At 46.7% G+C, this 22,015-nt stretch carries 25 protein-coding genes and 1 pseudogene; 18 read left to right on the top strand and 8 right to left on the bottom strand.

The window, feature by feature from the left end; all coding sequences use genetic code 11:
• Positions 1 to 224 precede the first annotated feature (224 nt).
• Complete coding sequence (locus ACESLK_RS17790) at positions 225 to 1,508, bottom strand: adenylosuccinate synthase (protein WP_373231042.1); 1,284 nt, start codon at positions 1,506 to 1,508, stop codon at positions 225 to 227.
• A gap of 112 nt (positions 1,509 to 1,620) precedes the next feature.
• On the opposite strand from ACESLK_RS17790, the gene ACESLK_RS17785 reads away from it, so the two are divergent.
• The gene (locus tag ACESLK_RS17785) at positions 1,621 to 2,499 is read left to right on the top strand and encodes a LysR family transcriptional regulator (RefSeq protein WP_373231041.1); all 879 of its coding nucleotides are present in this window, start codon (positions 1,621 to 1,623) and stop codon (positions 2,497 to 2,499) included.
• A gap of 209 nt (positions 2,500 to 2,708) precedes the next feature.
• Here ACESLK_RS17785 and ACESLK_RS17780 read toward each other — a convergent pair whose 3' ends face one another.
• Both ACESLK_RS17780 and ACESLK_RS17775 read right to left on the bottom strand, forming a co-directional pair.
• A complete protein-coding gene (locus tag ACESLK_RS17780; protein WP_373231040.1) occupies positions 2,709 to 2,912 on the bottom strand; it encodes a DUF378 domain-containing protein in 204 nt (67 codons plus the stop codon).
• A gap of 118 nt (positions 2,913 to 3,030) precedes the next feature.
• A complete protein-coding gene (locus ACESLK_RS17775) occupies positions 3,031 to 3,513 on the bottom strand; it encodes a GNAT family N-acetyltransferase (RefSeq protein ID WP_373231039.1) in 483 nt (160 codons plus the stop codon).
• Positions 3,514 to 3,675: 162 nt separating this feature from the next.
• Here ACESLK_RS17775 and ACESLK_RS17770 point away from each other — a divergent pair, with 162 nt between their 5' ends.
• The 3 genes from ACESLK_RS17770 to ACESLK_RS17760 all read left to right on the top strand — a co-directional run bounded on the left by ACESLK_RS17770 (position 3,676) and on the right by ACESLK_RS17760 (position 6,727).
• On the top strand, positions 3,676 to 4,314 hold the full coding sequence (locus ACESLK_RS17770; protein ID WP_373231038.1) for a DUF975 family protein: 639 nt from the start codon (positions 3,676 to 3,678) through the stop codon (positions 4,312 to 4,314).
• Positions 4,315 to 4,539: 225 nt separating this feature from the next.
• Positions 4,540 to 5,742, top strand: coding sequence for an MFS transporter (locus ACESLK_RS17765; RefSeq protein ID WP_373231037.1), 1,203 nt, complete (start codon positions 4,540 to 4,542; stop codon positions 5,740 to 5,742).
• Between the two features lie 112 nt (positions 5,743 to 5,854).
• Positions 5,855 to 6,727 carry a sulfurtransferase gene (locus tag ACESLK_RS17760; RefSeq protein WP_373231036.1) on the top strand — a complete coding sequence of 291 codons (873 nt, stop codon included), beginning with the start codon at positions 5,855 to 5,857 and terminating at the stop codon, positions 6,725 to 6,727.
• A 389-nt stretch (positions 6,728 to 7,116) separates the two neighbouring features.
• On the opposite strand, the gene ACESLK_RS17755 is transcribed toward ACESLK_RS17760, so the two are convergent.
• The gene (locus ACESLK_RS17755) at positions 7,117 to 7,212 is read right to left on the bottom strand and encodes a putative holin-like toxin (RefSeq protein WP_373231035.1); all 96 of its coding nucleotides are present in this window, start codon (positions 7,210 to 7,212) and stop codon (positions 7,117 to 7,119) included.
• A 187-nt stretch (positions 7,213 to 7,399) separates the two neighbouring features.
• Between ACESLK_RS17755 and ACESLK_RS17750 the strand changes: the two genes are divergently transcribed.
• Complete coding sequence (locus ACESLK_RS17750; RefSeq protein ID WP_373231034.1) at positions 7,400 to 8,413, top strand: S66 family peptidase; 1,014 nt, start codon at positions 7,400 to 7,402, stop codon at positions 8,411 to 8,413.
• 258 nt (positions 8,414 to 8,671) lie between these two features.
• On the opposite strand, the gene ACESLK_RS17745 is transcribed toward ACESLK_RS17750, so the two are convergent.
• The gene (locus tag ACESLK_RS17745) at positions 8,672 to 9,013 is read right to left on the bottom strand and encodes a serine hydrolase domain-containing protein (RefSeq protein ID WP_373231033.1); all 342 of its coding nucleotides are present in this window, start codon (positions 9,011 to 9,013) and stop codon (positions 8,672 to 8,674) included.
• Positions 9,014 to 9,095: 82 nt separating this feature from the next.
• Positions 9,096 to 9,512: a serine hydrolase domain-containing protein gene (locus ACESLK_RS17740; protein ID WP_373231032.1), complete on the bottom strand. Its 417-nt coding sequence runs from the start codon at positions 9,510 to 9,512 to the stop codon at positions 9,096 to 9,098.
• 38 nt (positions 9,513 to 9,550) lie between these two features.
• On the opposite strand from ACESLK_RS17740, the pseudogene ACESLK_RS17735 reads away from it, so the two are divergent.
• The 3 genes and pseudogenes from ACESLK_RS17735 to ACESLK_RS17725 form a co-directional block, all read left to right on the top strand.
• Positions 9,551 to 10,664: pseudogene (locus tag ACESLK_RS17735) on the top strand (spore germination protein); the annotation flags it as partial.
• Between the two features lie 48 nt (positions 10,665 to 10,712).
• On the top strand, positions 10,713 to 11,231 hold the full coding sequence (locus ACESLK_RS17730) for a Ger(x)C family spore germination protein (protein WP_373231031.1): 519 nt from the start codon (positions 10,713 to 10,715) through the stop codon (positions 11,229 to 11,231).
• Between the two features lie 28 nt (positions 11,232 to 11,259).
• Positions 11,260 to 11,796 (top strand): Ger(x)C family spore germination C-terminal domain-containing protein, encoded by a 537-nt coding sequence (locus ACESLK_RS17725; protein ID WP_373231030.1) that lies wholly within the window; start codon positions 11,260 to 11,262, stop codon positions 11,794 to 11,796.
• A 105-nt stretch (positions 11,797 to 11,901) separates the two neighbouring features.
• Here the strand turns inward: ACESLK_RS17725 and ACESLK_RS17720 are convergent, their stop codons facing one another.
• The gene (locus ACESLK_RS17720) at positions 11,902 to 12,738 is read right to left on the bottom strand and encodes a TerC family protein (RefSeq protein ID WP_373231029.1); all 837 of its coding nucleotides are present in this window, start codon (positions 12,736 to 12,738) and stop codon (positions 11,902 to 11,904) included.
• A 415-nt stretch (positions 12,739 to 13,153) separates the two neighbouring features.
• Between ACESLK_RS17720 and ACESLK_RS17715 the strand changes: the two genes are divergently transcribed.
• Both ACESLK_RS17715 and ACESLK_RS17710 read left to right on the top strand, forming a co-directional pair.
• Positions 13,154 to 13,558: a hypothetical protein gene (locus tag ACESLK_RS17715; RefSeq protein WP_373231028.1), complete on the top strand. Its 405-nt coding sequence runs from the start codon at positions 13,154 to 13,156 to the stop codon at positions 13,556 to 13,558.
• A gap of 144 nt (positions 13,559 to 13,702) precedes the next feature.
• Positions 13,703 to 14,500 carry a phosphatase PAP2 family protein gene (locus ACESLK_RS17710; RefSeq protein ID WP_373231027.1) on the top strand — a complete coding sequence of 266 codons (798 nt, stop codon included), beginning with the start codon at positions 13,703 to 13,705 and terminating at the stop codon, positions 14,498 to 14,500.
• Positions 14,501 to 14,511: 11 nt separating this feature from the next.
• Here ACESLK_RS17710 and ACESLK_RS17705 read toward each other — a convergent pair whose 3' ends face one another.
• Complete coding sequence (locus ACESLK_RS17705; RefSeq protein ID WP_373231026.1) at positions 14,512 to 15,036, bottom strand: DUF2062 domain-containing protein; 525 nt, start codon at positions 15,034 to 15,036, stop codon at positions 14,512 to 14,514.
• Between the two features lie 408 nt (positions 15,037 to 15,444).
• Between ACESLK_RS17705 and ACESLK_RS17700 the strand changes: the two genes are divergently transcribed.
• From ACESLK_RS17700 to ACESLK_RS17665, 8 genes are all read left to right on the top strand, one after another.
• A complete protein-coding gene (locus ACESLK_RS17700) occupies positions 15,445 to 16,452 on the top strand; it encodes a cell wall hydrolase (RefSeq protein WP_373231025.1) in 1,008 nt (335 codons plus the stop codon).
• Between the two features lie 175 nt (positions 16,453 to 16,627).
• Entirely contained in the window at positions 16,628 to 17,104 is a 477-nt protein-coding gene (locus ACESLK_RS17695) for a MarR family winged helix-turn-helix transcriptional regulator (protein WP_373231024.1), read from the top strand.
• Positions 17,105 to 17,137: 33 nt separating this feature from the next.
• Positions 17,138 to 17,464, top strand: coding sequence for a luciferase domain-containing protein (locus tag ACESLK_RS17690; RefSeq protein ID WP_373231023.1), 327 nt, complete (start codon positions 17,138 to 17,140; stop codon positions 17,462 to 17,464).
• A complete protein-coding gene (locus ACESLK_RS17685; protein ID WP_373231022.1) occupies positions 17,461 to 17,832 on the top strand; it encodes a VOC family protein in 372 nt (123 codons plus the stop codon). Before ACESLK_RS17690 ends, ACESLK_RS17685 begins: the two co-directional genes overlap by 4 nt.
• A gap of 117 nt (positions 17,833 to 17,949) precedes the next feature.
• Positions 17,950 to 20,166: a stalk domain-containing protein gene (locus tag ACESLK_RS17680; protein WP_373231021.1), complete on the top strand. Its 2,217-nt coding sequence runs from the start codon at positions 17,950 to 17,952 to the stop codon at positions 20,164 to 20,166.
• 305 nt (positions 20,167 to 20,471) lie between these two features.
• On the top strand, positions 20,472 to 20,843 hold the full coding sequence (locus tag ACESLK_RS17675) for a VOC family protein (RefSeq protein ID WP_373231020.1): 372 nt from the start codon (positions 20,472 to 20,474) through the stop codon (positions 20,841 to 20,843).
• Positions 20,844 to 20,875: 32 nt separating this feature from the next.
• On the top strand, positions 20,876 to 21,301 hold the full coding sequence (locus tag ACESLK_RS17670) for a VOC family protein (RefSeq protein WP_373231019.1): 426 nt from the start codon (positions 20,876 to 20,878) through the stop codon (positions 21,299 to 21,301).
• Between the two features lie 40 nt (positions 21,302 to 21,341).
• Positions 21,342 to 22,007 (top strand): HD domain-containing protein, encoded by a 666-nt coding sequence (locus tag ACESLK_RS17665; RefSeq protein ID WP_373231018.1) that lies wholly within the window; start codon positions 21,342 to 21,344, stop codon positions 22,005 to 22,007.
• The last annotated feature ends 8 nt before the right edge of the window (positions 22,008 to 22,015 follow it).

Raw genomic sequence — 22,015 nt, 5'->3', positions numbered from 1 at the left:
CATTCTCTGCATGTGTACGTTCACATTAAAACTGTCCACAATTAATCGACAGAATCGATAAAGGCTATTCTCAAAATGCCTTTTTTTGTGCGTTTTCCGAAGTTTGATGCAGGTCAGATCGTTTCCTCATCGGATGCAGTTAGAAAGTTTGGTGAGCTGCGCAAAAAAGCGAAAGTGGAACCCCAAAAAAGCGGAGATCCTTGTGAGGGGCTCCGCTGTATCTGCTAAAGAATAGTCATTAATTGCTCGCGTCTAGGCCCTACTGAAACAATTGTGATTTTTACATGGATCTCCGATTCAATGAAACGGACATATTGCTGAGCTGCTTCTGGTAATTCCTCGAAGGAACGAACATGTGAGATGTCACATTGCCAACCCGGAAGCAGCTGCAGCAGCGGTTTAGCCGAAGCTAGCTTAGCCGTCACAGGGAATTGATCCGCCACCGTCCCATCGTCCAGCTCATAGCCGACACACAACGGAATTTGATCTAGATAACCCAGTACGTCAAGGTTCGTCAATGCAACCTCGGTTGCCCCTTGTAATAAGCATCCGTAACGAGTGGCGACTGTATCGAACCAGCCCATGCGGCGCGGGCGGCCCGTGGTTGCACCATACTCTCCCGCATCGCCCCCGCGCCGTCTCAATTCGTCTGCTTCTGTTCCTTCCAATTCTGAGACAAACGGTCCGGTGCCCACGCAGCTCGAATAGGCTTTGACTACCGCCAACACGTTAGTGATCGCATATGGAGGAAGCCCGGCCCCGACCGATGCAAAACCCGCTAAAGTGGAAGAGGATGTGGAGTACGGATAAATACCGTGGTCTGGGTCGCGAAGCGCACCAAGCTGACCTTCTAGTAATATCGCTTCCCCATTGGTATAGGCATCGTGCAGCATGGTTGTCGTATCACAGATAAACGGACGAAGCTTCTCAGCATGGTTAAGCAGCTCGGGGATCAGGGATTCCGGTTGAAGCGGCTGTCGTCCGTACAAATGCTGAAGCAGCACATTTTTGGCCTCAAGGGATTGTTCTAGACGTTTCCAAAGTAGCGCTTCATCGTACAAATCTGCAGCCTGAATACCTAGCTTGGCATACTTGTCAGCATAGAAGGGTGCAATTCCCCGTTTCGTCGATCCAAAGCTGCGAGCACCTAATCGTTCCTCTTCGAGTTCATCGAATAGTCGGTGTATAGGCAGTACGATCTGCGCACGCTCCGAGATGCTCAATCGGGGCTGTGGCACACCTCTCGCTAATAGCTCTTCCATTTCCCCTAGCATAACGTCGACATCAAGCGCGGTTCCTGGTCCGATCACGTTCATAACGTTAGGGTAGAAAACTCCCGAAGGCAGCATGTGCAGCGCGAATTTTCCGTAGCTGTTAATGATCGTATGCCCCGCGTTACTTCCGCCCTGGTATCTGACTACGTAAGAAGAATCTGCGGATAAGACATCTGTCATTTTCCCCTTTCCCTCGTCTCCCCAATTTGCACCAACAATCGCAGTTACCGTCATATTTTCCGCCTCCCAAGGCTTGATATGCTTTACAGTGGCTATTATAATCCTATTTGTAGGTATTAGAATAATTGATATTAATAATAGGACATATAAGATGGAGTAATGCCAAATGGAAATCAATATGGAATGGTACCGCGTGTTTTATTGGACTGCCCGAACAGGAAGTATGTCGAGGGCCTCGGAAAAGCTTCATATCACACAGCCAGCGGTCAGCCATACCCTTAAGCAGCTGGAAGGGAAGCTTGGCGGGAAGCTGTTTTTTCGTACGGCAAAAGGGGTTCATCTAACGACCGAGGGAGAGGTATTGTTCAGCTATGTAGAGCAGGCTTTCAGCTTCATGGAGGCCGGTGAGAAGAAAATGGCTGATATGCACAATCTGTTTCACGGGGAAATTAACATTGGTGCGAGCGACACGCTGTGCAAGTACTACCTGCTGCCGCATCTGGAGCATTACCATAAGCAGCATCCAGACATTCGGATCCGCGTGACGAATCGGACGACTCCTGAGACAATCGAGCTCTTGAAGGAAGGTAAAATTGATTTTGGAATTGTGAATTTACCCGCTGCAGATGCTAAAATCGAATTCCGCGAGAGCTCTCCCCAGCAGGACTGTCTAGTAGGCAGCGAGGTATACGGGGCTTTGGCGGGAAGACCATTAAGCTTGGATGATATGGCTCAATACCCCTTGCTTATGCTTGAACCAGGGGGCAGCACGCGGCAATTTCTTGATGAGTATGCCCTGTCCCACGGCAGCCGTCTTAAGCCTGAGTTCGAGCTTGGAAGTATCGACCTGTTAGCGCAGTTTGCACGCAGCGGCTTGGGTCTTGCCTTTGTTATACGCAACTATGTAGCTGAAGAGCTGGCTGCCGGTCAGCTTATTGAAATCCCATTAACACCCCCGATTCCGGTGCGTCATGTTGGGATTGCAACTCTCAGGGGTGTCCCGCTCTCGGCTGCATCCAAACGTTTTCTGGAGCTGCTGCCTTAATCCTGTTGAGTGAACAAGTTACGAAGACAAAAAGAAGCGGAAGCCTCGGTAGAGAGCGCCGCTGAGCGGGCATAATATGTCGTTCACGCAGTAAAAAGCCGAGACTAATTGCTTCTATAGCAATAAATCTCGGCTTGGCATTTCTAGGGCCGATTTAGTTTGGAATGGAGCAATTAAAAGGTTGCCATTTTACTGAAAGTAGAGCTTTCTCAGCTATCCTCTGCCACCTTGGGAAAAAGCGCCAGTGCATAAAGCGCGGCAATACCGACGACGGTATACACGATTCGCGAGCCTACCTCTGTTGTCCCCCCGAAAATTTCGCTGACCACATCGTACTCGAACAAGCCGACCAAAAGCCAGTTCAGACCACCAATGATGACGAGAATTAGGCTAACAACATTTAGCGCCTTCATTCAGAAACAGCCTCCTTATGGGGTTGTAACACCCTTATCTGGTGAAACTGCCTGACAGAAGCTTACTGATTCTTGGTTGTTCACTATAGATGTATGAAGAGCCTTCATCGGTTATGCTTCACTTGTTATTCCAGACCATGCAGAAGACGCTAACCGTGCCGTGAGTCGCTTGGCGGTCATATTCGTCCGTGATGATAAACCCAGCTTTCTCATAGGCTCTAATGGCGCGTTTGTTCCACTGCTCGACCTCTAGATCGATCTCTGCACCGGGCAGTCTGCGACTCGCCTCTTCTACCGCAAGAGCGGTTAAAGCGCTGCCCCATCCCTGATCACAGCAATCTGGCCTAAGTCCCATACCGATCCTCATCGTTTGGCCCATGGGAAAGAGCTGAATATAACCAACGAGCCGATGAGTATGCTTGTCATGAACAGCCTGATACTGAGCTTGGCGAATAGAGGGATCTCCGAATTCAAGGCCGTGCTCCACCATCGTCTCCCACACAGGCCATCGGTAGCGATCATAAGGGGCTGGGTAACGCCACTGAGAGATGGCATTGCCCTCTTCCTCGGTCATAGCATTCTTGGATAGAGATAGTTCCATTAAAGGGGCTCCTTTTTCTGGGCATAAAACTCTGTTGCAGCTATTATAATGGATCAAAAGGTAGGATAAAAATGGATTGTAAATAAACGACATCTGAAGTAATATTGTGTAGAATCATAGGGTAAAAAGTATTTTATTATACCAAAAGGTGGAATTAGTCGGATGCCAACAAGTGCTGAGATTCGCGCAAGTGCAAGAGAAAGTTTGTCTGGAAATTGGACGAGTGCAGTGCTTCATTTTCTGCTGTATTACGTCATCATTGGTGCATGCGGAATGCTATCGGCTATTCCGATTATCGGCTGGATCGGAGTTTGGATCGTAACGGGGGCTTTGACTTTCGGCGTGTTGAATTTCTATTTGTCCATCTCGCGCAGGGAGAATCCACAGACGGCAGATTTGTTCAGCGGCTTTGGCAGATTCGTTGATACGTTCCTCTTATATTTGCTTAGCACTATTTTTGTTCTCCTGTGGTCTCTACTGCTTATCATACCTGGCATTATCGCGGCCTTCCGTTACTCACAAGCCTACTACATATTAAAGGATAACCCGGGAATTAGCGCTTTAGAGGCTATCAACCGCAGCAAGGAAATGATGGTCGGGCATAAAGGAAGACTGTTCGTACTTGGGCTTACTTTTATCGGATGGTTCTTACTGAGTTGTGTTACGTTCGGAATCGGGCTGCTATGGCTGGCTCCCTATTTCTACACAGCTTTAGGGCATTTCTATAATGACTTGCTTACCCGTTCAGCCTCGGCACCTCTGCCGACTCCGCCAAGTCCCTACAAGGAAGCTGCTATTTAAGCGGTATTTACATCAATTGATCTGACTATGCCGGACCTCTTGGGGTTCGGCTTTTCTATTCACGATTCAGAAAGTATATAATTAGCTATACTTGTCCTGAATCGTCTCCGACATAAGCGTTGTACGCCGTGAAAGGACGGCGTCAGCCGTTTATACTTGGTACGAATGTTAAAGTGGTATGATGTTCAAGTGAAAAACTTAGGTGTTTGAAGGGGAAAATGAACCATGGCTCGGCTAGTCTTCTTAGGTTGTATCGCATATTTAGCAGTGGGATTGGGTCAATTAGTCATCGGTACAGTTATGGAACCGATGGTTACCGCATATGGCATTCAGTACGGCGATGGAGGCCAGCTCGTTATGAATCAATTCCTAGGCGGCATGGTCGGCATCATGCTTGCGCCTTGGCTGATTGGACGTATAGGGAAGAAGATTTTGTTATTATCGGCACTGGCCATCATGGTTGTTGCTCAGACGATATATGTACTCGGGCCTTCGTGGGAAACCATGCTGGCTACGGCGCCTTTCGCCGGCTTAGGATTCGGAACGGAAGCCGTTGTAGGCTCCTTCATTATCGGGGCGGCGGTCGGTAATGCTAATGTGGCTATGAGCCGAGTGGAAGTGTTCTTCGGCGTAGGCGCTTTACTCATGCCATTCGCGGGCGCTGCTTTAATATCTAGCGGTCATTGGGCGGCGGCTTTTGGAGTTGTTGGCGTCACGACGGCGGCTGCGTTATTGTTATGGGTTCTTTATTGGCCGAAAATATTGGACCGCTCGGGAGGACATGCAGCCGATGAGGCCGAGCGGAAAACGCCTGCCGGGAATCGATCGCGGGCGCAAGCTTGGACGGTGCTTGCAGCTTGTGCGCTATTTTTCGCGATCTATGTGGGCTTTGAAATGAGCTTTGTTCACTACCTGCCTTCTTTGCTTGTCCACAATAATGGTTTATCGGATTCTACGGCTGCGTTGTCTCTGAGTATTTACTGGGGGGCGATGGTTATCGGCAGATTGGTATCCGGCCATGCGGCAGACCGATGGGGCGGCGGGGTCTATATGCTGGTCACGTGTATCGCCACGGCGGTTTTATTCATCCTGATGGGCGGGCTGGAAAGCGTGTGGGCGACGTTTGTGTTGACCTTCTGCGCGGGACTCTCGATGTCTGGGATGTTCGCGATTGCACTTGTATTCGCTAACCGGGCGGCTCCCGGAATGACGGAGAGAACGACGAGTCTCATGATGGCATTCGGCGGAATTGGCGGTGCGTTAATGCCAAGGCTGACAGGCTGGTTCCTGGACGAGAATGGCGCCGATGCGACTCGCTGGCTGTTTGCAGGTTTTGCGGTGGTTATGCTGGCGGTGATCTTATGGGCTCTTATGGCGGCTAAGCCTGAGCGGAAGCTCACACAATCTCCATCACCATTGTCACCCTAAAAAATTATAAAAGACGGTTATCTAAGTATGCAGCAGCTTGTCCAAGCGAGAGACTAAACAAGTTCCATCAACATCGACATCCTAAAAATTCTAAAAAGGTGGTTATCCAAGTATGCAGCAGCTTGTTTCCGTCAGGTGGTTGTTGGCGCGATTGTATGAGCCGGATTTGGTTATTGTAGATTGCAGATTTCAATTAGGCAAGCCTGACGCGGGACGTCAAGCCTATGAAGAAGCGCATATTCCAGGCGCTGTGTATTTGGATTTGGAGAAGGATCTTTCCGCGCCTGTGGGCGAGCATGGGGGACGTCATCCGTTGCCGGACGTTGCCGAATTAGCAAAGAGGCTGGGGCAAGCAGGGATTAGCAACGATAGTCGAGTCGTTGCTTATGACGATCAAGGCGGGGCGATGACCTCGCGATTGTGGTGGCTGCTGACCTATCTGGGTCATTCCTCCGTCTATGTGCTGGAGGAAGGCTTCACCGCTGCATGGCTGAAGGCGGGGCTGATTGTTTCTTCGGAGGAGAAGGTTATATTTCCGAAGAATTTTGTGGCTGAAGTGAAGCCGGACATGCTGGCTGATATGCAGGAAGTGAAGGCGAAGCTGGGCGCGCCGGGTGTGAGGTTGATTGATTCGCGCGAGGCCCCGCGTTATCGCGGGGAGGTCGAGCCGATCGATCGCGTCGCCGGGCATATCCCGGGCGCGATCAATCTGTTCTGGGGCGAGGCCAAGCGGGCCGATGGCACATGGAAGAACGCGGACGAGCAGCGCGAGCGGTTCGCGGGGGCGGGGTTGGATGTGGCGCAGGACGATGATGAGATCATCGTGTACTGCGGCTCCGGGGTTACCGCGACGCCGAACGTGCTGGCGCTGCGGGCGGCGGGGTTTAAACGCGTGAAGCTGTATGCGGGCAGCTGGAGCGATTGGATTAGCTATGCGGGTAATCCGGTGACGACAGGAGACGAAGAAGAGGCGAAAGACATATAGTAGTATACGGTGGTTGTATACATTACCGCGCAAAGTAAATACCTTGGCGATATATCTCAGGGTTTTTGAGTCAACAAGGTGTCAACACTCATTCGTTGTATACTTGCGGCAAGTCGTTGAACCAAGAAAGTGTTCTTACAATCTGTATAGGCAAGCAGTAGGCTGGGAGCCCCTCACTTTGTTAGGTTAGGTTTTTACAATCGAATCAACAAGAAGTCAACAGAAAAGAGAATTCCTAAGTAATTGTCTTACCCGAGCCCATATGCTAATATGACAGTAGAAAGACCGAGTGCTGGTAACACTCGGCCTATACAATTGGCTTGGATGGGATGTCCCTTCAAGTTCAGCGACAAAAACCCACCTTTGGCAGCTAACCTTGGGGTGGGTTTTTACTTTCTCTTGTAGTTATTTGCGATGTAGGATAAAAGAGCAATAACAAATGTAGAGAATCCGATCATGATGAGAATTGCGTCTTTTACTTCCATAGCTTCACCTCCTTTCGAAGGGAAACTATGCCCACCCAAGGTATTCAATTGTACAAGCTAATTGTACCTTTTTCCAGATATGCGATCAAGTGTTCTCGTTTCGTGATAACCCTGTTGCCATTGTGGAAGAGTGTAAGCCGAGAGACCGCGTCTCAAGCGGATTTGGTTCGTTATGAAGGGTGATTATATGGAGAAAATAATTTATCCCGCGGCTCTTAGCAAAGGAGACTACATTGCAGTTACTGCACCATCCAGTGGTGTCGAAGAAGGACTTCACAACTTATTAATGAAATCAAAAGTTAATCTAGAAAAGTTAGGTTTTACAATTATTGAAGGCCACACGATCTGGACAAATGACAAGTGTGTAAGTGCTAGTAAAGAAGCCAGAGTCGACGAATTGGAAAGATATCTAGTTGAAGACAACATTAAGGCCGTCGTTCCTCCGTGGGGAGGCGAATTCTTAATGGAAATATTGCCATTGATTGATTGGGCATTACTAAGGAATCAACCACCCAAGTGGATTCTGGGTTACTCGGATATTAGCACGTTTACTTTTGCATACACATTGCTTACAGGACACGCTACAGCACATGGTCCAAACTATGTTGATATAGGTTCCGAACAAATCGATAGCGTGACTTCACAATGGCTTGATGTTCTCAGTACCGGGTCTAATGGGTTTATTAAACAATACTCCTCTATGTTCTACCGTTCCTCATGGGAGACTGCACCCGATACGCCGACTAAATGGAAGACGTTGGGTCGCAACAGCGGTGATACGCGTTTTAGCGGAAGACTAATTGGCGGGTGCTTAGATACACTATCCATTCTGGTAGGAACTCCATATGCACCAATAGAACACTTTTCCAGTACGTACTGTCAAGACGAAGGAATCGTATGGTTCTTGGAAAGCTGCGAAATGAACGCGGCAGACATTTACAGACACCTTTGGCAAATGAAAGTATGTGGATGGTTCAACAATACGAATGGTGTCCTGATCGGCAGAGCGGCAGGATATTTACCTCGTAAAAATTTCGAACTTATAGATGCTTTAGAAGGTGTGTTTGGCGTTATGGATATCCCGGTTATCTATGAAGTGGATATCGGTCATGTTCCCCCACAAGTCACCTTAATTAACGGAGCGCAAGCAGAGATAATCTGTCGTGACGGAAAAGGAGAAATTACGCTTACTCTTTCCTAATGATCGTCTCCCACCCATGCCCAGCATACCTGCAGATGGTACCCTGAGGAAATCCTAAAATTGGAGCGATTGGATTTCTTATGCGGAGAATCCGGTAGCGACGGGGGGAAGAGTAAGGATTAAAGACGAATAGCAGTATGCTGAGTTTGATACAGAGCATAGTGGAAAACGTTGTCTGGGTGAGTTTTTGGCCAAAAGTCAACATGATATTTAATCATTGAAATTGTAATCAACAAGAAGTCAACAGAATTGATGAATTCATTCTTCAAATAAAAATGATGCCAAATCAAGACTTATAGGATAAACATCCGATGTTCCGATATTACTGGATAAAATAATCGTAATGTCATCATCAACATATCGATGGAATTGATTTTGGAATCCGAATATTCCTCCCGAATGATGTATTCTTTTTCTTATGACGTTTTTGATTGATATTTGATCAATGTACCATCCGTAACCATAGTTATCTAAGTAGCCTGTAAAAAGTTTTCCAAGGGATGTTTTATTTAATATTTTATTTGTGTATAAAGACCGGTCCCACAAGTAGAGATCTTCCACGGTGGAGTAAAGGCTGCCTGCTCCTTTAGGGATAGACATGTCAATAAACTCAGAATTCTTCAAGCGGATGTCTATTACTTCATAACCAGAGGCACGGTTTTTCAGGATGGTTTTATAATCATCAAGACCGGAATTTTGCAGAAAACTCCAAAGGTAGATACTTGAAGCGATCTATCGTGCTGATTAGAGATGAATAAATTCCTTTGATATCCGAAAAATCAGGGAGTCGATTGAAGTTTGGTAATCCAGAAGAATGAGTTATTAAATGATGAAGCGTAATTGCATCACCATTTGGAAAGTTAGGAATATACTTTGCAATGGTGTCTTTAACATGCAGCAATTCTCGTTCTTCTAACAATAAAATAGACGCTGCTGTGAACTGTTTACTGATAGAACCTACCCGATATTTCGTTGAGGGTGTGTTGAGGACCTCATGTTCAAAATTAGCCAATCCATATCCTTTTGTAAGCAATTCTTGTCCTTTTCTCCCGATTAATACAGACCCATTGAAATCCCTCGATTTAAGATAATCATCCATTACTGAACGAAGCTCATTGTTAGAGATACATGCCAGCGCAAAGGGCAATCGAGGATCCGCAGCTGGAGACTTCTTTAAAGGGAGCTCATCAAGGCTTCGTTGAAACCATCGGGCAGAACATTGCCTTGGTTCGACGCTATATTCCAAACCGGGAACTGAAGGTCAAGCAGCTTAGGGTCGGAGCAAGAGGAAAAACCCAAATCTTGCTCGTGTACTTGGCTGATGTGGCGAATCCGGAAGTCCTGCAAGAGCTGGAAGACCGCATTGCGCAATTGGATGTGGACGCGATCGTCAGTTCGGGAGAATTGGCTGAGTTTATTGAGGACAACCCGTATTCTCCCTTTCCGCAGTTCATTTCAACAGAGCGTCCGGATGCGGCCGCTTCCCAACTGTTACAGGGCAGAATCATGGTCGTCATTGATGGGTCCCCCGTTAATTATTGTGCCGGCATCGATTTCAACGTTTTTTCAGAATGTCGATGATTATGGCACACGGTGGTTGGTGTCCTCTTCTTTGCGAATGCTCCGATTTTTCGCCTTTTTCGTCGCCCTCTTTTTGCCGTCCTTCTATATTGCATTGATTTCGTACAATTATGAGCTTTTACCCGTTACTCTGTTGTTAACCATCGGAGAATCGCGAGCAGGGGTTCCGTTTCCGCCGATCGTAGAAGCTTTGATGATGGAGATCACCCTTGAAATGATGCGCGAGGCCGGGGTCCGTCTCCCCGCTCCGATTGGGCAGACGGTAGGAATCGTGGGGGGCATAGTCATTGGCCAGACAGCCGTTCAAGCCGGCATTGTCAGCAATATCATGGTTGTCATTGTTTCTTTTACCGCGATCGCCTCCTTTATCCTGCCTAATTATGATATGTCTTCCAGCGTTCGATTCCTGCGATTCCCGATGATGTTGATTACCTTTATGTTCGGCATTGTCGGTATTATCATCGGGATGATGCTCCTCATGGCACATCTCGTTTCGTTAGAATCGCTCGGCACGCCGTACGGCAGTCCATTCGCCCCAATGCGTTTTGCCGACTGGAAAGATACGTTCTTCCGCTTGCCTGTATGGAAAATGAATAAGCGTCCTACAGGCGCAAGAGCGATTCAAACGGATCGACAAGGTTCTAGCCGTCCAAAGGGGGATGGCAAATGAACAAACAAGCAGGGGCGGATGCTTTATGCTGCTTGGAAAGGTGCTCTCATGAAGCGACTATTGTTCATTCCGCTAGTATTGTTGCTCGTTCTCATTCTGCCGGGTTACTGGGATCGAAGGGATTTGGAAGATACATCCTTCGTCTTGGTAACCGGTCTTGATCTTGATCAAGATAACAACCTGTTGATATATGATATGGTTCCTATCTACCATAAAGATGCGAAGGTGAAGGAAATTCCTGTCAAAGTAAGGGCCTTATCGCTTCGCGAGTCAAGGATGAAAATTGATGATATGTTTGAAGGTGCTTCCAGCGGAAGAAAGCTGCAAATCGTTCTTCTGGGCAAACGGCTGCTGAAGCATAAAGACTGGTTTCCCTTATTGGACGTCCTTTTTCGTGATCCAAAAAATGCGATAACCGCCGACGTCGTATATGTCAATGGCCCGGTCTCGCAAGTGATTTTTAAGAGGTTCCCGGAAGTACCTCATCTTTCCATTCACTTGTACGAGATGATCAAATCAGCAAGCAATAGACACGAGACGGTGTTGACGACGCACCCCTACCATTAGTGATCTGGAAATCGACGAGAAACTTGAATTGAAGGGAACCGCCCTGCTCACTGAGAAAGGAAAGTATGTCGATACCCTGCGAATTCAGGAAAATGTATTGCTGATGATTCTGCAGAAGCAAATCAAGAAAGAGCTTCCCTTCACGCTTCGGCTTCCCCAGATGAAGAAGAGCGGTGGCGGAATTTTTGATACCAATGTCATAAGCTTTACCCTTGCTGATATGAAAACAAAAATAAAGACGGCATACCGTGACGGCCGTTTTCAATTTAATATTCGAATCAGATCTTACATCACTTTATCGGAACGCGAGTTCCCGTTCGATGTAGAGAAAAAGAGCGGCAAGCTGGAAAAGATGATCGAAAAGCAGCTCGATAAGCAATTCGAGAACCTGATTAAAAAGATCCAAAAGCATAAAATCGACCCGATCGGATTGGGGCTTTACGCGCGCGCCCATGAATACAAGGAGTGGCAAAAGGTACAGGACGATTGGGGCGAAGCGTTATCCGAAGCGGATATAAAGATAAATGTGAAGGTCAAGGTGAAAAGCATGGGGCCGGTCAAATGAAGAAGTACGCCTATAATGAGATCACGACGATGCAGCCGAAAATCCTCATTGAAGGACTTCCGGCCTTTGTTCCCTGGCTCCAAGCCCATGAAGTCGCCGTCTTACTTAGTTTTCTTGAGCTGGTTCACCTGTTGTCCTTGCTGAACTCTCAGTTCTGGAGACATTGACCTTCTCTACTAGTTTACTCTTGTGTCCAGATAGGAACCATCCGGTTATGGCGATAAGCAGAAGCACCGCATAAAATGTAATCTTCCATCCTGTCGATACTGCAAAATCGTGCGGAATCACGTGTAGAGACGGATGTGCTAACGTATGAACTGCAAGCTTAACACCGACCCAGCCGACGATGAAGAAGGCGGCGATTTCCAGCGCAGGTCTGCTCTCCAGCAGCTTCACGAATAAGTTCGCGGCGAAACGCATGATCACAAGGCCAATAAAACCGCCTAGGAATATAACAATGAAATGCCCGCCGTCCATTCCACCAATCGTTGGTAAAGTCGTTGTAGGCAGCGCAACAGCAAGCGCGACAGCTGCTAGAATGGAATCAATGGCGAATGCAATATCTGCGATCTCGACCTTGAGAACGGTCATCCAAAACCCGCTTGGTTTCTTTTTTATCCCCGCATTTTGCTCTGCGGAATTTTCAGCTTTCTTAACAATGAGCTTTCGAAAAATGTGGTTCGCTGCAATAAACAGCAGATAAAGCGCTCCAATTGCCTGCACCTGCCACACATCCACCAAAAAGGATATGACGAATAACGAAGCAAAGCGGAACACAAACGCCCCTGTTAGACCATAGAATAAAGCCTTCTTTCGTTCTTTCTCAGGCAAGTGTTTCACCATAACCGCTAATACAAGGGCGTTATCGGCTGCTAGTAATCCTTCAAGCGCGATCAGGATAAGCAATACCCATCCATACTCCATTAATAATTCGAATCCCATACTTTCATCCCCTTTGATTGATATTGATGCACAAATCGCATGATTTTTCCAAAAATAAAGAGACCTTCGCCAAAACCAGGCAAAGGTCTCACTAACAGTGCCATTACAGCAATGCCAATAAAGCCGGAGATTGATGATCGCTCTCGTATTGACGACTTTATTGTGACAGTTACTCCCCTTTGGAGTTTGAGTTCTCTATACAATTGGAATGCATCTAATTAAACAATAATACGATTAACGGACACCTTGGTTTCAAAAAAAAATTCTGGAACCATGAACCGAGCGCGTGCTCTTCTATCTGAGAAAAAAGTTCGGGAATCCTATGCGCGAAGGATTTCCCGCCTTTGCTTTGTATATACTGTTATCCAAAGATATTACTTGGAATTAAGGATACGATTTAGAAAGGGCGCAATAAATGAAATATTGGTTATTAAAGTTAGGGATGTATTCTGCCAGTACTATAGCCATTACCTATTTGAAAGGGTTCAGATGGTGGTATTTAGTAATATGGGCAATTGTAATGATATTTGTGGATATCGCCATTGAAAAAAAGTTTGAACGTCAAAGAGAACAAAAAGATCGAAACAAGGCTAAAAAGAAATATCCGTTCCTGAATGAGTTGAATGAAGGACAAGTTATTACTGTTGAATTAAAGAATGGGGAAAAACTAACGGATGTAATTTTTTTAGATTACATTAAATCTGAGATGTTATTAGGTACGGAAACAGAATTTAATAATGAACTTGAAACATATGAAGTGAGTGAAATTCGTTGGATAAAACTTAAAAGAGTTGAATCAATTTTGCCGCGGGCAGATTAAGGTTGAGATGTCCCTGGCAGGAGACGAGTAAGAGGCGGTAAGCCAATAGCAGGATGTAGATCTTTAATACAGAGCATGGCAAGATAATTGCCGTTGCTCTGTATTTTATTTGGCTGAAGTCAACACGGAGTCAAACCAAAGGCCGTGAAGCCACCTTTTTATGATACAATTGGGTTTGGAACTACGGTAAATGCTCTTCAAAGTCAATCATCAAGTGTCGGCGCTCTTCTTTTCTACCTGAATACCGATTGCTCCTCCATGACTCCGCAAAAGGAAAGGAAAGACACGATGAAAAAGCTGTTCTTCCATCCACTTTGGTCGATACTTGTAATTCCGGTGTTAGGTCTGATCTATGTGACGATAAATCGCGAGCCTCCATTACCTAGAACCTTGTACACGGATCTGGATGATACGATTCCTTTCCTCAAGTATTTTATTATTCCTTACATGGTATGGATGCCGTTTCTCTATTTGACGCTTATTTATTTCTATTTTAAGGACCGAAGACTTTACTTTCATACATTGCTTGCTTATATAGGAAGCGTACTAATTTGCTACGGAATTTATTTAACATTTCAAACGACGGTCCCTAGATTAGAAATGCAGGACAACGATCTGTTGAGTCGAATGGTCATGTTTGTATATCAAAACGACGCTCCCTACAATTGTTTTCCGAGTATTCACTGCTTGTCCAGCTACCTTCTTTTCATTGCTGCCAGAAAAAGTCCGGCGATTCGCATTCGGGTAGTCGTAGTCATAGGATTCTTTGCAGGGGCTATTATTGTATCAACGGTATTCGTTAAGCAGCATGTTGTTATGGATGTATTGGCTGGCGTCATGCTAGGACACATTGTCTTTTCCTTTGTCTCTACTCTGCTGGGACTAAAAAAATTAGGTTCCGTCTGGATGGGCAAAGAAGAAATTTATGAAACTCGCTATTAATATTTTGGTTATCAACGAATTTTACTTTTGTTTCTGCGTCTTTTTCTGAGTAACGTGAGCAAGGGTAAGCGATATCGGTTGAGAACGGCTCGGATCACAAAGTAACCCGCAACAGTAAACAGGATACTGTTAAAGGCAGACCCGACAAGAAAGTCCATTCCGATGCTGCCGAGCGTACCCAGTTGGTCAGCCGTTTCCTCGTAATCGGTCTCAGCCATGGGACCAAAGAGTTCTTCATTAATTTGAACAGGATTTGAAACCACGATACTGCGAAGAATTAAGCCGATCTTATAGTTTAAATAAAATAGAAACGGCCACATCAAGGATCCTATAGTGGCAGATAGGACGGATGCCGGAACGTTGCCCCGAGCGAACCGGGTAAGCCCCACTGAAAATATCATCCCCACCCCGAATGTGGGGAACCAGCAGGGAAAAAAGCCGATGACAAGGCCGGTCGCAATAGCGTGATTACCGCCTGTGTTGCGTATCATCCTTAAAAAATAGTAACTTAGTTTTCTAAGCAGTTTTGAAATCAATGTCTGTCTACCTCCGAAGTATTCCCATGTTCATAGCATAACACAATTGTTGAACCGGAGCCTCATTGAACGATTTTTGGCGCGCAGGGTGAGGGTTCTCTACTTGTACAAGTTCATCTTAACTTTTGATTGACCTTGCCCCAAGGTAAACGTTGTAGACAGCGGAGCGATTGGATTTCGTACAGCGAGAATCCGATCGCGACGGGGAAGATTAAGTGTGGAGAGGCAGCGTGACCGGGTTGAAGAGCTGCAACAGGTTGCTGGGAGGCAGGCTGTTGCAGCTCTTCTTTGGGTTTTTCGTTCAATAGCTTTATGGCGCGACAAAATGAAATAAATCTCATAAACCTTTACAGCTATGCTCGTTTCAGATACCTTGAAAAAAGAAGAGGTTATCGAGAGGAGTCCGATATGAATCTAGAACAGAAGATGAAGAAGCGCATTGACAAGCCTATTCTCATTACGATCTGGGTTCTGCTCTTGTTGGCAACAATGCCGCTTACCGCGATTGCCGCGCAGGGGAAGTTGATTGCAGCGGAAAATGTAACGATCAAATTGGACGCGAAAGACGTACAATTAACTGATCCTGTGAGAGTAATGTCGGGCAGACTGTATCTGCCTGTCGCGCAATTATCTAAGATGTTCGGGGCACAAGTCAATTGGGATCAGGACAATGAAGAAGCTACGATACATACCGAGTACGGAGATCGCATTGTATTAGGCAACGGCGTGCCGGTCGTCTACTTTAATGGCACGCGATATGTGATGGATGCATTTCCATTTCTAGTAGAAGGGCGGATGTATATTCCGTTACGTGACACCGCGGAACTGCTGCATGCGAAGGTGAGCTGGAACGAGGAGGAGCGGATTGCTAGGCTTGAAACGGTTCCAATGGCCGTTGTGACGGAGCAATTCGGCTTGACTGAGATCAGCAAGCAGGTTGACAGCAGTAATGATGAGTTGTTAGAACGCAATGGTCTGGACAGTAAGATCAGCATCGACCCGGGCACGAAGCTTCGTGTAGTGATCCCGTCCATTTTTAGCCACGAAGCGGAGCCTTTCACTGAAGAAGATCGGCTGTTGCTGGCTAAGATTACGCAGGTCGAGGCTGGGAATGAGTCCTATGAAAGCCAGTTAGCGGTAGCGAATGTTATTCTTAACCGGGTGAGGGACTCAAGGTTTCCGAAAACAATCAGGGATGTGATCTATTCCGGAAAGCAGTTCCCGCCCGCTCATAACGGGTTATTGGATAGAAGCGTACCGAAAGCAAACGCGTTGCGCACTGCCAAGGACGCATTGAACGGCAAAAACAATGTTGAGGATGCCGTCTATTTCTATAATCCTAATGTAACCAAGGGTACGTTCTGGTCCAGTCTTACGGTGGTCGATACGGTCGGTTCTCATCGCTTTGCCAAGTAAGAGCGGACGGTGGGTTTGGGGGCTGTGGCAGATTGCCGGTGGGCAGGCTGTTGCGGCCCTCTTTGGGCTTTCCGTTTATCAGCTTGCAAACTTCAAAAGAATAGTTGCAATAGCATCCTATATGGCATATGCTTTAATTAGTTGCAATAACATCCTATTAAAGGGGCGCACATGAGTGGATGACGATTGGTTTCGATCCCCCGAGGACACTTCAGAGTCGTATGGGAAGTATATATCGGCTATTTACCGCCATATGCAGATTCTCATAGCGGCCGAGCTTGCTCCGTTCCGGATAGGGAGCGGACAGTATATCTTCCTGATGACGATTGCGGGCAAAGAAAGGATTACGCAAAAAGCGTTAAGCGAGGAGTTGCTCATTGATAAGACAACAACCACGAAGGCGATTGCCAAGCTTGAAGCCGAGGGGTACGTGCGAAGGGAGCCCGATCCCGTGGATAACCGTTACAATTTGCTGTATTTGACAGAAGCAGGCAGAGCGGTTGTTCCAAAAGTTCAGGAAGCATTGGATCAAATAAGACATAAAAGCCGCAACGGCATCAGTGACGAGGAGTACGTTTTCATGCTGGGCATGTTGAAGAAGGTGCTCCGCAATGTGAATGAACAGGTACGCAACGGGGAGCAGCAGTCTTAACCCGGGGCATTGATGATGGGGGTGTTGATTAAAATGCAGGCTGATCGAAAGACTATATTGACTGACGAATTGCTTACCTGGTCAGGGGTAACGGTTCAACCTCACCGATTTGGCGGAATTGAATTTTCAGTAGGAGGAAAAGAGATTGGACACCTGCATGGAGATCATCTCGTCGACCTGTTTTTGCCCAAATCCAGACGCGATGAGTTGATCGCTGGCGGAAGAGCCGAGCCGCATCATATTTATCCGGAGTCGGGCTGGGTGTCCATTTATTTGAGATCCGAGGCAGACGTTCGCAATGCGGTTGAAATTTTACGAGCCAAGTATGAGCATATGAATATTGGGAGGTCGAGTGTATGATAATCGCAAATCCTTTTGTCGTGGTGGACAATTGCAAGGAAGAAATTGAGTATTACCGGAGCGTGCTCGGCGGCGAGATCAAAATTTTAAGAAAACAGGACGATAGCGTGTTAAATGCGGAATTGCATCTCGGTAGCACCAAGATCACATTCGCTGATACTGCCGCTGCCAAGCCGTTTCTGAAGGGGGACTATGTGAAGGTCATGCTAAAGCTCGAGACTGAAGAGGAATTTCAGCAGGTTTATGAAGACCTGACGGCTGGCGGGCATATAAATGTTGAGACATATGAGGCTCCCTTTAACGGGCTGCTTGCCGTCATCACGGATCGAAACGGCATTGGCTGGGTGCTTTCCTATTATAGAGGTTAACCTGGGTTTGAAAGTAAGGGCTATCACATCCGTTATACCATGAATTATTTACTAGTATACAAAGGACTCTATTTCTTATTACGATTGTTCTATCTGAATGAACAGGAGTAATGAGAAATGCATCATATGAGAAAAATTTCAATCATCCTGATCGCAGCGCTGATCTTGGTACTCATTCCGATATCGGTTAATGCGGAAGATGACCAGCCCGACTTTGCCGCACTTTTTGAGGGAGCCATTATTCTCTATCTTGGAAGTCCGAACGCAGTGGACGATTTAAGTGACCGAATGATTGATGAAGACAATTTTAACGTGACGCCTTTCGCATATAAAAGCCGGACGCTTGTTCCCATTCGCTTCATCGGGGAAAGCCTCGGCGCAAACGTGAATTGGAACGATAAGACATCTACCGTTACTATTCAGGGAAAGTCTCGGTTAATCAAGATGAAGCTAGGCAGTACACAAATGAGCGTGAATGGTACCGTTAAAAAGCTGGATGTGCCTGCACAATTCACAAAGGGGAGATTGTTTGTCCCTCTGCGGGCGATCAGTGAAGCTTTCGGCAAGCAAGTGTTCTATGACCGAGGCGTTATCGTCATTAATGATTCCGTAACGCTCAATCCGGTTAAAGATCGGAACATCATCGATTATCTGATTTTTACACTAAAACCTTACCACAAGGATCCATACAATGGACGCACGCTTACCACGGAACAGCTGGCAGTCATGGATCAAAGTGTTGTTTTGCTAGAGTCCTTCGACCGCAATGGGCTGTCAACAGGCTTCGGCAGCGCGTTTGCCGTCGGTTACGGCTTGTTCCTGACTAACTATCATGTCGTTAATGATGCGAGCAGCTACCAGATCGTTACCCAGCAAGATCGCTACTATGGTGTAGAAGGCATCGTAGCAGTTGATCCGGAGGCCGATCTTGCTCTTGTGAAAACCGCGATGCGAACGAATGTGCCGCCTTTGCATATCGGGTCATCTAAGAGCTTGGCGAAAGGCCAGTCCATTATGACTATCGGAAACCCGGAGGGGTATCAGAATACGATCTCTACTGGCATTATCAGCGGATTCCGACAGAATGGTGCTTCCCCGATTATTCAGATTACTGCCCCTATAACACACGGCAGCTCTGGAGGACCTTTGTTGAACATGAAAGGAGAAGTCGTCGGGGTCACTTCAATGGGCGTTGAGGATAGCGGCAACCTGAACTTCGCAACTCCGATCGATTTGTTCAAAAAATGGAATGCAGGCAATGGGTCCATTCCTTTCGCAAATATTGCGGTCTTGGACCAAAGTCAGTTCGAAGAGCCGGACAACGAAGATGGGAGTAGTCCCGATCCGTCAGAGAGTCCCGCACCAAGTCCTGCACCTGAGTCTCCATCAACGTTGCCTAGCAAAAATGTGCATGTGTTGAACCGGATTGTCTCCGAAGCCGAATTGGATCCAGTCAAGCCAATCGTATATTTGTCCGATGATACGCAATCTCAGATCGTCGCTTATAATTACGAGGAAGAGAAGGAAGTGAGCGTTTCCAGTCGTTTTGACAAACCTATTCGGAAGATGACCTATGCAAACGGGGAACTATTCGTCATCCTGAGCGATGCGGAATTTAGTTCTTTTCGGTTCGATGGAGATCAGGGAGGCACGATTGCGGTGCTTGATCCGATTACACTGAAATTGAAGGATCAATGGCGAACGAGAGTCGACCCATACGACCTCGCAGTCGACAAATCGAATCATGTGTATATCGCATCTGGCTCCGGGCAATGGACATTCATTCTTAGCTTTGACCGGGCTACACATGAAGAAATTTCATCGCGCTCTATACGCAACGCAAGCTACATCACCTTGCACCCATTCGAAGACAAGATCTATACCGTTGATACGGACTCCTCACCAAGGGATATCCAAGTGTATAAGATTGAAAATGGGCTGTTTACCGATAGCTACGATTCTCCGTATCATGGAGATTATTCTTTCACCACGAGCATAGGCATTACCCCAGACGGAAAATATCTTCTGAACGGCTTCGGCGGCATCTTTACGGCAACCAATCAGAAGACGACCAACATGAAGTATTTCTCTAAAATAGATCCGTTCGATTTCATGGCAGGTGACCCGGCGCATCCCGAGACGTTTTTTACCAGTCGCCAAAGCACGGTACACCAGTATGACAGCGAGTCGTTGAACAAGACGAGAACAATCAATACGAACGGAACCATAATCCAGATCGCAGTAGTAAACCATCGTTTTATCGCACTGACCAAAGTGTCTATACCCGGTGTCTCGGCACCTAAGTATGCTCTAGAGGTTTTGGATTTGAACTGAACTTTATAAGCTGAAGAACCGAGAAGCCGCGTCGAACGCGGGTTTTGGGGCTGTGACAGGTTGTGAGCTTATGACCTGTTGCAGCCCTTTTTGTTATCTAATTTTTCTAAAGATGTATGGTTTCTGTGTTGAACTTCGTTTATTGAGTGTAATACTGATACTCATAATTGTGGAGGCAATAACATGGGAGTACAATCATTAGGAGCCATTTTTATTCGCGTAAGCAAATTGGAGAATTCGATTCCGTTCTATTCTGCACTTGGCCTGCGGAATAAACTTTTTCTATTTTGGGAGGAGCATAAAACATGAGCAAAACCTTATTTTACGGGGTAGGTATTTTCGTCCCGGTCAGTGACTTAAAGAGATCAACTGAGTGGTACACAAACTTACTAGGATTTGAAATAACCCACAATGACGAACCGAACGCAATGGTCACGATGATGAACGATGAGAAAATCGTTTTCTGCCTTGTAAGGTCCTATGATATTAAACAGCAGCCGTTTCCGAGAAATGAATACAGTGTAGAGCAATATTTCAATTTTCACACGACTGACGTAGATAATGTGCACCGAATTCTAAGGCAAAAGGGAGCCAATGTCGGAGATATTGTTGATTTTGACGGAATGCGAGGATTTTCACTGATAGACCCCGATGGCAACCGGTATGGAGTCGTGTAGTAATAAATGTTCAATTAATGGAGGATTGTTCCATGAGAAAGATAGTCAGTAAAGTCAGCGGTATCTTTATTCCGGTTACGAATATGCGGCGATCGGCTGAATGGTACATACGCGTATTCGAATTAGAGATTATTGAACATTCGGAAAGCTGCACAGGACTCGCGTTTCCGGGGGAGGCCACCTTCCTGAACTTATGGAAGGTTGACCGCCCTCAGCCGACACAATTCGAGGCGATTGGAGGCTATAAAATTCCCTATTACAACTTCGAATCTTTCGACATCGAATTTTCGCATGCATCTCTTAAGGAGAAAGGCGTGGAAGTTATGCCTATTGTGGATGACGCAGGCGGGGTCCGTTACTTCGATTGTCTCGACCCGGATGGTAATTTAATCGGGATTGTCGAAGAATTGCCGAGCTCCATCTACTACCCGCACAAACAGAAGTACCGACGGGATTGACATCGATGGTGCGCTGAAAAGAATGAAGGATGTGCAGATTATGGTAGAACCACTTCAAACCAAACGAGAACAAATAATAAGCGCGGCTGAACGGTTTTGTAGATCAGAATTGGAAAACGATCCAACTGGTCATGATTGGTGGCACATTCATCGCGTAGTACAGATGGCGGAGCGGTTGGCCAGCGAAGAAGGTGCCGATTCCTTCATATGTATGATCGCTGCACTTCTACACGATGTGGCGGACGAGAAGCTCAACGAATCGAAGGAAAGTGGACTTCATAAAGTACGTGACTGGCTCGAGGGGCAATTGCTTGCAGAAGAGGAGCGCCAGCACATTATGGAGATTATCTCCACAATGTCCTACAACGCCGGGACAAACCCGTTAATGCGTACGTTGGAAGGGAAAGTGGTGCAGGACGCAGATCGTCTCGATGCGATCGGGGCGATAGCGATTGCAAGAACGTTTCTATATGCCGGATGGAAAGGTCACCCCATTCATGACCCGCAGCTGCCACCTCGCGACTCCATGACACCTGCGGAGTATCGGCATGATAAGAGTACGGCCATTAATCATTTTCATGAGAAGCTTCTAAAGCTCAAGGACTGTGTAAACACGTCATCTGCTAGACGAATCGCTGAGGAGCGGCACAGCTATATGGAGAAATACGTAGAGCGGTTTTACCAAGAATGGGAAGGACAAGTGTAGATGTCTAT

The sequence above is a fragment of the Cohnella sp. genome (assembly GCF_041640265.1).
Classification (GTDB): Bacteria; Bacillota; Bacilli; order Paenibacillales; family Paenibacillaceae; genus Cohnella.
Note: the sequence above shows the minus strand (reverse complement) of the source record. Positions and strands in the feature narration are given on the sequence as shown.

Excerpts from the sequence above, each read along its gene's own strand:
- ACESLK_RS17790 (WP_373231042.1), bottom strand. The coding sequence starts at position 1,508 with ATGACGGTAACTGCGATTGTTGGTGCAAATTGGGGAGACGAGGGAAAG.
- ACESLK_RS17785 (WP_373231041.1), top strand. The coding sequence starts at position 1,621 with ATGGAAATCAATATGGAATGGTACCGCGTGTTTTATTGGACTGCCCGA.
- ACESLK_RS17780 (WP_373231040.1), bottom strand. The coding sequence starts at position 2,912 with ATGAAGGCGCTAAATGTTGTTAGCCTAATTCTCGTCATCATTGGTGGT.
- ACESLK_RS17775 (WP_373231039.1), bottom strand. The coding sequence starts at position 3,513 with ATGGAACTATCTCTATCCAAGAATGCTATGACCGAGGAAGAGGGCAAT.
- ACESLK_RS17770 (WP_373231038.1), top strand. The coding sequence starts at position 3,676 with ATGCCAACAAGTGCTGAGATTCGCGCAAGTGCAAGAGAAAGTTTGTCT.
- ACESLK_RS17765 (WP_373231037.1), top strand. The coding sequence starts at position 4,540 with ATGGCTCGGCTAGTCTTCTTAGGTTGTATCGCATATTTAGCAGTGGGA.
- ACESLK_RS17760 (WP_373231036.1), top strand. The coding sequence starts at position 5,855 with ATGCAGCAGCTTGTTTCCGTCAGGTGGTTGTTGGCGCGATTGTATGAG.
- ACESLK_RS17755 (WP_373231035.1), bottom strand. The coding sequence starts at position 7,212 with ATGGAAGTAAAAGACGCAATTCTCATCATGATCGGATTCTCTACATTT.
- ACESLK_RS17750 (WP_373231034.1), top strand. The coding sequence starts at position 7,400 with ATGGAGAAAATAATTTATCCCGCGGCTCTTAGCAAAGGAGACTACATT.
- ACESLK_RS17745 (WP_373231033.1), bottom strand. The coding sequence starts at position 9,013 with ATGTCTATCCCTAAAGGAGCAGGCAGCCTTTACTCCACCGTGGAAGAT.
- ACESLK_RS17740 (WP_373231032.1), bottom strand. The coding sequence starts at position 9,512 with ATGGATGATTATCTTAAATCGAGGGATTTCAATGGGTCTGTATTAATC.
- ACESLK_RS17730 (WP_373231031.1), top strand. The coding sequence starts at position 10,713 with ATGAAGCGACTATTGTTCATTCCGCTAGTATTGTTGCTCGTTCTCATT.
- ACESLK_RS17720 (WP_373231029.1), bottom strand. The coding sequence starts at position 12,738 with ATGGGATTCGAATTATTAATGGAGTATGGATGGGTATTGCTTATCCTG.
- ACESLK_RS17715 (WP_373231028.1), top strand. The coding sequence starts at position 13,154 with ATGAAATATTGGTTATTAAAGTTAGGGATGTATTCTGCCAGTACTATA.
- ACESLK_RS17700 (WP_373231025.1), top strand. The coding sequence starts at position 15,445 with ATGAATCTAGAACAGAAGATGAAGAAGCGCATTGACAAGCCTATTCTC.
- ACESLK_RS17690 (WP_373231023.1), top strand. The coding sequence starts at position 17,138 with ATGCAGGCTGATCGAAAGACTATATTGACTGACGAATTGCTTACCTGG.
- ACESLK_RS17685 (WP_373231022.1), top strand. The coding sequence starts at position 17,461 with ATGATAATCGCAAATCCTTTTGTCGTGGTGGACAATTGCAAGGAAGAA.
- ACESLK_RS17680 (WP_373231021.1), top strand. The coding sequence starts at position 17,950 with ATGCATCATATGAGAAAAATTTCAATCATCCTGATCGCAGCGCTGATC.
- ACESLK_RS17675 (WP_373231020.1), top strand. The coding sequence starts at position 20,472 with ATGAGCAAAACCTTATTTTACGGGGTAGGTATTTTCGTCCCGGTCAGT.
- ACESLK_RS17670 (WP_373231019.1), top strand. The coding sequence starts at position 20,876 with ATGAGAAAGATAGTCAGTAAAGTCAGCGGTATCTTTATTCCGGTTACG.
- ACESLK_RS17665 (WP_373231018.1), top strand. The coding sequence starts at position 21,342 with ATGGTAGAACCACTTCAAACCAAACGAGAACAAATAATAAGCGCGGCT.